At 41.5% G+C, this 5,364-nt stretch carries 5 protein-coding genes and 1 pseudogene; 3 read left to right on the top strand and 3 right to left on the bottom strand.

Annotation, left to right across the window (positions count from 1 at the left end; translation table 11 throughout):
* Positions 1-125: 125 nt before the first annotated feature.
* The 3 genes from ffh to HT736_RS10080 all read right to left on the bottom strand — a co-directional run bounded on the left by ffh (position 126) and on the right by HT736_RS10080 (position 2,519).
* On the bottom strand, positions 126-1,697 hold the full coding sequence (gene ffh / locus HT736_RS10090; RefSeq protein ID WP_138701736.1) for a signal recognition particle protein: 1,572 nt from the start codon (positions 1,695-1,697) through the stop codon (positions 126-128).
* An 11-nt stretch (positions 1,698-1,708) separates the two neighbouring features.
* On the bottom strand, positions 1,709-2,041 hold the full coding sequence (locus HT736_RS10085) for a putative DNA-binding protein (protein ID WP_000402066.1): 333 nt from the start codon (positions 2,039-2,041) through the stop codon (positions 1,709-1,711).
* Positions 2,042-2,141: 100 nt separating this feature from the next.
* Positions 2,142-2,519: a DUF1934 domain-containing protein gene (locus HT736_RS10080; RefSeq protein ID WP_023936117.1), complete on the bottom strand. Its 378-nt coding sequence runs from the start codon at positions 2,517-2,519 to the stop codon at positions 2,142-2,144.
* Positions 2,520-2,590: 71 nt separating this feature from the next.
* On the opposite strand from HT736_RS10080, the gene HT736_RS10075 reads away from it, so the two are divergent.
* The 3 genes and pseudogenes from HT736_RS10075 to HT736_RS10065 all read left to right on the top strand — a co-directional run.
* Positions 2,591-3,895, top strand: a complete 1,305-nt coding sequence (locus HT736_RS10075; protein ID WP_023936119.1) for an HD domain-containing protein — start codon at positions 2,591-2,593, stop codon at positions 3,893-3,895.
* Between the two features lie 12 nt (positions 3,896-3,907).
* Entirely contained in the window at positions 3,908-4,714 is an 807-nt protein-coding gene (yidA, locus tag HT736_RS10070) for a sugar-phosphatase (protein ID WP_023936120.1), read from the top strand.
* 349 nt (positions 4,715-5,063) lie between these two features.
* Positions 5,064-5,364: pseudogene (locus HT736_RS10065) on the top strand (transposase family protein); the annotation flags it as partial.

The raw sequence follows: 5,364 nt of genomic DNA, 5'->3' as shown, positions 1-5,364 counted from the left end.
TGCGGCTAGCTTCCTAGTTTGCTATTTGATTTTCATTGAGTATTATTATTTTTTATTCTTTACAGATTCAAAATAGACCTTTATTATTTTTCTAAAAAAGGAAAGCTCTGCGGCCTTCCTTCGTCTTACTTGCGTTTCTTCTTCGCTTTCTTCATTTTGTTAGCCATGCGTTTCATGGACTGTTTCATAGCAAATTCACCAATTTTACCTTTGAGTCCACCACCAAACATCTGACTCATATCTGGCATTCCTGCTCCTCCGAGAGCTGACAAGTCAGGCATACCACCTTGTCCCATCATTCCTTCAAGGGCAGACATATCCATTCCTCCCATATTTGGCATATTTTTAGGAAGATTGTTTGGATTGATCCCCATTTGCTTCATCATCTTGTTCATATCTCCAGACATAACACCCTGCATGAGCTGTTTAGCCTGGTTAAAGTCCTTGATGAATTTATTAACTTCGACAAAGGTATTTCCAGAACCTGCAGCGATACGACGACGACGGCTTGGATTTAACAAATCTGGGTTTTCACGTTCCTCAGGTGTCATAGAAGACACAATGGCACGTTTGCGAGCAATCTGGCGTTCATCCACCTTCATGTTTTGAAGGGCTGGGTTGTTGGCCATACCTGGAATCATCTTGAGCAAGTCTTCCATCGGCCCCATGTTTTGCACCTGATCCAACTGATCAATGAAATCATTGAAATCAAAGGTGTTTTCACGCATCTTCTCAGCCATTTCAAGAGCCTTTTGCTCATCGTATTCCTGAGAAGCTTTCTCAATCAACGTAAGCATATCCCCCATGCCAAGGATACGGCTAGACATGCGGTCTGGGTGGAAGGTCTCAATGTCCGTAATCTTTTCACCTGTACCAGTGAACTTGATTGGTTTTCCGGTAATGTGACGAACAGATAGAGCCGCACCACCACGAGTATCGCCGTCAATCTTGGTAAGGATAACCCCAGTCACTTCCAACTGATCATTAAACTCACGCGCAACATTGGCTGCTTCTTGACCAATCATAGCATCAACGACGAGCAGAATTTCATTTGGTTGAGCCAGTGCTTTTACGTCACGAAGCTCGTTCATCAAAAGCTCATCAATCTGCAAACGACCTGCCGTATCAATCAAGACATAGTCGTTATGATTAGTTTGGGCTTGCTCCAAACCTTGACGTACAATCTCAACAGCTGGTACTTCTGTTCCAAGTGCAAAGACAGGCACATCAATCTGTTGTCCCAAGGTCTTAAGCTGGTCAATGGCAGCTGGACGATAAATATCCGCCGCAATCATCAAAGGACGAGCATTTTCTTCTTTCTTGAGTTTGTTGGCCAATTTACCAGCAAAGGTTGTTTTACCAGCCCCTTGTAAACCAACCATCATGATAATCGTCGGAATTTTAGGAGACTTGATAATCTCAGCCGTATCAGAACCTAAAACGGCTGTCAGTTCCTCATCAACGATTTTAATAATCTGTTGCGCAGGATTAAGTGTATCAATGACCTCATGCCCGACTGCACGCTCACGAACTTTCTTGATAAAGTCCTTTACAACAGACAAGGCAACGTCGGCCTCAAGCAAGGCCAAGCGAATTTCTTTGGTTGCCTCTTGGACATCAGATTCAGAGATTTTTCCTTTTTTACGTAAATTTTTAAAGACGTTCTGCAAACGTTCTGTTAAACTTTCAAATGCCATTTTTCTTCCTCTTATTCTCTATTATCAATGCTTGTTAAAATTTCTATCTGCTCCTGCAGAAAGTCATCCTTGGGATAGCGCTCCAAAATCTGGTCAAAAATTTGACTGCGGACAATGTAGTCCGAGTACATGTGCAATTTCATCTCATAATCTTCTAGAATCTTTTCTGTCCGCTTGATATTATCATAGACAGCCTGACGACTGACGCCGAACTCTTCAGCAATCTCAGCAAGACTATAATCATCAGCGTAGTAGAGCTCGATATAATTCATTTGCTTATCTGTCAAAAGCGCTGCATAAAATTCAAAGAGCGCATTCATACGATTGGTTTTTTCAATTTCCATAACTTTTATTATACCAAAAATTAGCCTAATCTACCACACTAGGAAGTCAATACAAGAAGATAGCTAGCAAAATTTGAAAAAATTTGAAAAAAATAAGAGCCTAGCCCCAAGTAATTTCCAATTGATAGCTAGCAAAGGGATGTCCCTCTTGGTTTTGCAGTTGATAGTCTAGTTCAATCTTTTGCCCATCTACTTGATAATGGCTCGTTTGGATGATAAACTCCTGCATGCCCATAGGTGTAGGGATATAGGCTAAACTATCACTATCCTTTAGAAAGCGCATAGTGGTCTTGGGATTGGAAAATCGGCTCATCACCAGTTCTTGACCATGAAATTTAATCACTACTTTTTCCTTTTCCTCATTATAGAAAAGCAGATAGCTATAATCTCCCTTCTCATGCACTTCCACGTCATAAAGCTGGTCAATCACTTCCAACTGCTCATCAAACTGAATCGTATTTCGCATCCGAATCTTCACATCAGGTCCTCTTTCTTGTCTCTTGTCCTACTATTTTACCAAAAACTCTAGCTTTTTGCTATAATGGTCATATGAACGAAAAAGTATTCCGTGACCCAGTTCACAACTACATCCATGTCAATAATCAAATCATCTATGACTTGATCAATACAAAAGAATTTCAGCGTTTGCGTCGTATCAAACAACTGGGAACTTCCAGTTATACCTTCCACGGTGGAGAACATAGTCGCTTCTCTCACTGTCTAGGCGTCTATGAAATTGCACGACGCATCACAGAGATTTTCGAAGAAAAATATCCTGAGGAATGGAATCCTGCAGAGTCTCTCTTGACCATGACCGCTGCTCTTTTACACGACCTTGGGCATGGTGCCTACTCCCATACTTTTGAACATCTCTTTGATACAGACCACGAAGCCATTACTCAGGAGATTATCCAAAGTCCTGAAACGGAGATTCACCAAGTCCTGCTACAAGTGGCGCCAGATTTTCCAGAAAAGGTTGCCAGTGTCATAGACCATACCTACCCTAACAAACAGGTTGTGCAACTGATTTCTAGTCAGATTGATGCGGACCGCATGGACTATCTCTTGCGCGACTCCTATTTTACAGGAGCTTCTTATGGGGAATTTGACCTGACTCGGATCTTGCGTGTCATTCGTCCTGTCGAAAATGGTATCGCCTTTCAGCGCAATGGCATGCACGCCATCGAAGACTATGTTCTCAGCCGCTACCAAATGTATATGCAGGTTTATTTCCACCCAGCAACACGCGCTATGGAAGTTCTCCTACAAAATCTTCTCAAACGCGCTAAGGAACTCTATCCTGAGGACAAAGACTTCTTTGCACGAACTTCCCCACACCTCCTGCCTTTCTTTGAAAAAAATGTGACCTTGTCTGATTATCTGGCTCTGGATGATGGTGTGATGAATACCTACTTCCAGCTCTGGATGACCAGTCCTGATAAGATTCTTGCAGACCTGTCGCAACGCTTTGTCAACCGCAAGGTCTTTAAATCCATTACCTTTTCACAAGAAGACCAAGACCAACTCGCTAGCATGAGAAAATTGGTTGAGGACATTGGCTTTGATCCAGACTACTATACTGCTATTCATAAGAACTTCGACCTCCCTTATGATATCTATCGTCCCGAATCTGAAAATCCGCGGACACAGATTGAGATTTTACAAAAAAATGGTCAACTGGCCGAACTCTCTAGCCTGTCTCCTATCGTCCAATCCCTTGCTGGCAGTCGCCACGGAGATAATCGCTTTTATTTTCCAAAAGAAATGTTGGACCAAAACAGCATCTTTGCAAGCATTACCCAGCAATTTTTACACTTGATTGAGAACGATCATTTTACCCCAAATAAAAACTAGAAGAGGAATTTTATGAGTATTAAACTAATCGCTGTCGATATTGACGGAACCCTAGTCAACAGTCAAAAGGAGATTACTCCTGAAGTCTTTTCTGCCATCCAAGATGCCAAAGAAGCTGGTGTCAAAGTCGTCATTGCAACTGGCCGCCCTATCGCAGGTGTTGCCAAACTTCTGGACGACTTGCAGTTGAGAGACGAGGGTGACTATGTTGTGACCTTCAATGGTGCCCTTGTCCAAGAAACTGCTACAGGGCATGAGATTATCAGCGAATCCTTGACTTATGAGGATTATCTGGATATGGAATTTCTCAGTCGTAAGCTCGGTGTCCACATGCATGCTATTACTAAGGACGGTATCTATACTGCCAATCGCAATATCGGAACATACACTGTGCACGAATCAACCCTCGTCAACATGCCTATCTTCTACCGCACACCTGAAGAAATGTCTGACAAGGAAATCGTCAAGTGTATGTTCATCGATGAGCCTGAGATTCTCGATGCTGCGATTGAAAAAATCCCAGCAGAATTTTACGAACGCTACTCTATCAACAAGTCTGCTCCTTTCTACCTCGAACTCCTTAAAAAGAATATAGACAAGGGGTCAGCTATTACTCACTTAGCTGAAAAACTCGGATTGAACAAAGATCAAACCATGGCTATCGGTGACGAAGAAAATGACCGTGCCATGCTGGAAGTCGTTGGGAACCCCGTTGTCATGGAAAATGGAAATCAAGAAATCAAAAAAATCGCCAAATACATCACTAAAACAAATGACGAATCCGGCGTTGCCCATGCCATCCGAACATGGGTACTGTAAGAGGATATGAATAGACGAAAACCGCTCAGTTGAGCGGTTTTTATAGTAAAATGAAATAGGAATAGGACAAATCAATTTCTAGTAATGTTTTAGAAGTCCAGATACACTATTCTAGTTTCAATCTACTATAGTATCTAATTACATACCCCCTGCTGGAATCGATAAATAGAAAAAACCTTATTTTAAGGCTCTTCCTATACTATTTATCAATAACCCTCTTTTAGAGTATGTCCGTAAGTTTGAATAATTTGTTGTATATCTTTATGCCTTAGTAATCTTGAAACAGCCCATATATCAACACCTTTTGATAATAGACTTCCTGCGAAACAAAATATGGTAGAATAGTTCTATGAATTATGAAGCAAGTAAACAACTAACTGATGCACGATTTAAGCTCCTGGTTGGTGTTCAGTGCACGACTTTTGAAGAGATGTTAGCTGTATTAAAAAGAGATTATCAAGGTAAACACGCAAAAGGGGGACGAAAACCTAAACTAAGCCTAGAATACCTTCTTATGGCGACTTCAATATGTGCGAGAATATCGAACTTATGAACAAATTGCGGCTGATTTTGGTATCCACGAAAGCAACTTAACCCATCGGAGTCAATGGGTTGAAGTAACTCTTGTTCAAAGTGGTGTTACGATTTCA

It is taken from the genome of Streptococcus sp. 339 (genome assembly GCF_013277285.1).
GTDB lineage: Bacteria > Bacillota > Bacilli > Lactobacillales > Streptococcaceae > Streptococcus > Streptococcus pseudopneumoniae.
The sequence above is the reverse complement of the archived record's forward strand: the minus strand, read 5'-3'. Positions and strand labels throughout refer to the sequence as shown.

Coding starts and splice junctions, on each gene's coding strand:
- ffh (WP_138701736.1), bottom strand. CDS start 1,697: ATGGCATTTGAAAGTTTAACAGAACGTTTGCAGAACGTCTTTAAAAAT.
- HT736_RS10085 (WP_000402066.1), bottom strand. CDS start 2,041: ATGGAAATTGAAAAAACCAATCGTATGAATGCGCTCTTTGAATTTTAT.
- yidA (WP_023936120.1), top strand. CDS start 3,908: ATGAGTATTAAACTAATCGCTGTCGATATTGACGGAACCCTAGTCAAC.
- HT736_RS10075 (WP_023936119.1), top strand. CDS start 2,591: ATGAACGAAAAAGTATTCCGTGACCCAGTTCACAACTACATCCATGTC.